Source organism: Streptomyces sp. WAC06614, assembly GCF_003949795.1.
Classification (GTDB): Bacteria; Actinomycetota; Actinomycetes; order Streptomycetales; family Streptomycetaceae; genus Streptomyces.
Window position 1 is genome coordinate 1 of record NZ_RPRY01000633.1, and the last position, 1,639, is coordinate 1,639.

Annotated in this window: 2 protein-coding genes; one reads left to right on the forward strand and one right to left on the reverse strand. The window is 73.8% G+C overall.

Translation table 11 applies throughout. The annotated features are described in order from the left end of the window. Positions 1–599 (reverse strand): MFS transporter (locus EF918_RS35475; RefSeq protein ID WP_148141350.1); only part of this gene is annotated, 599 nt, incomplete at its 3' end. A 135-nt stretch (positions 600–734) separates the two neighbouring features. Between EF918_RS35475 and EF918_RS35480 the strand changes: the two genes are divergently transcribed. After that, positions 735–1,637, forward strand: coding sequence for a LysR family transcriptional regulator (locus tag EF918_RS35480; protein ID WP_260611004.1), 903 nt, complete (start codon positions 735–737; stop codon positions 1,635–1,637). The last annotated feature ends 2 nt before the right edge of the window (positions 1,638–1,639 follow it).

The window sequence follows — 1,639 nt, forward strand, 5'->3', positions numbered from 1 at the left end:
CCCCCCAGCTGCGCCGCCCAGCCGGTCACCAGACGGCCGCTCATCCCGCCGAGGGAGTTGCCCGCCACGAACAGGCCGATCGCGGCGACCAGCGCCTTGGGCCGGACCTCCTCGGCCAGGTACGCCATCGCGGAGGCCGGGATCCCGGCGATCGCCGCGCCCTGCACGGCGCGCAGCGCCACCAGCCACTCGATGCTCGGCGCCAGCGGCACCAGCAGACCCACCGCCACCGCCAGCAGCAGCGAGACGGTCATCATCCGCACCCGCCCGAACCGCTCGGACAGCGCGCTCAACGGCAGCACGCACAGGGCGAGCGCCCCGGTAGCGGCCGACACGGTCCAGCTGGCCCGGCCCGCGCTCACGCCGAGGTCCTCGGAGAGGGCCGGCAGCAGGGCCTGGGTGGAGTACAGCAGCGCGAAGGTGGCCAGGCCCGCCGCGAACAGCGCGAGGGTCATCCGGCGGTAGCCGGGCAGACCGGGAGCGAGGCGCTCGGGGGCCGGGGCCGGGGCCGGTGCGGCGGTGGGGGCCGCGGCTGCGGCGGGGGACGGCGAGGGAGAGGCACCCATGGTGGTGGGCGCCCCGGTATGGGCGGGAGACATGCCTCGAACGTAGCCCCGCCCTCATTCATGCGTCCAATGCACAAAAGCCGGATAATCGATCCGCTGGTGCATCACCGCAGCTCACGAGGACGCCTGTAGATGACCCGTTACGAAGAAGACATCCAGGTGACAAGCATGCTGGCCCCGCGCCTGACGTACTTCGTCACCGTCGCCCGGCACGAGCACGTCACCCGCGCCGCCCAGGAACTGGGCGTTCCGCAGTCCACACTGTCCCGGGCCGTGTTCCGCCTCGAAGAGGACCTGGGCGTCACCCTGTTCGCCCGCAAGGGCCGTTCGGTCGCCCTGACCACGGCCGGCCGGTCCTTCCTCGCCTCCGCCGAACGGGCCCTGGCGGAGATCGCCCGGGCGGCCGCCGCCGTCCAGGACGACGCCGACCCCACCACCGGCAAGGTCGCCTTCGGGTTCCTGCACACCCTCGGCCCCGAGACCGTACCCGGCCTCATCCGCGCCTTCCGCGCGGACCACCCCAAGGTGCGGTTCGCCCTCGTGCAGAACTACGGCGAAGCCATGCTGGACCGGCTCCGCGCCGGCGAACTCGACCTGTGCCTGACCTCCCCGGTCCCCGACGCCCCCGACCTGGTGGCCCGCCGCCTCGACGAACAGCGGCTGCGCCTGGTCGTCCCCGAGGACCACCGGCTGGCCGGCCGCAAGCGGATCCGCCTCGCCGAAGCCGCCGAGGAAACCTTCGTCACCCTGGAACCCGGCTACGGCCTGCGCCGCATCACCGACGACCTGTGCGCCGAGGCCGGCTTCACCCCGCGGGTGGCCTTCGAGGGCGAGGAGGCCGAAACCCTGCGCGGCCTGGTCGCTGCCGGCTTCGGCGTGGCCCTCCTGCCCCCACCGGCGTTCCCCCGCCCGGGCGTGGTCGAACTGACCGTCACGGCCCCGCGCGCGGTCCGCGAGATCGGCGTGGCCTGGCTGGACGGCCACCCGGACACCCCACCGGTAGCCGAATTCAAACGCTTCCTCCTCTCCCGCCGAGGCCGTCTGATCCCCCCGTCGGGGGAGGGGGCGTAGGG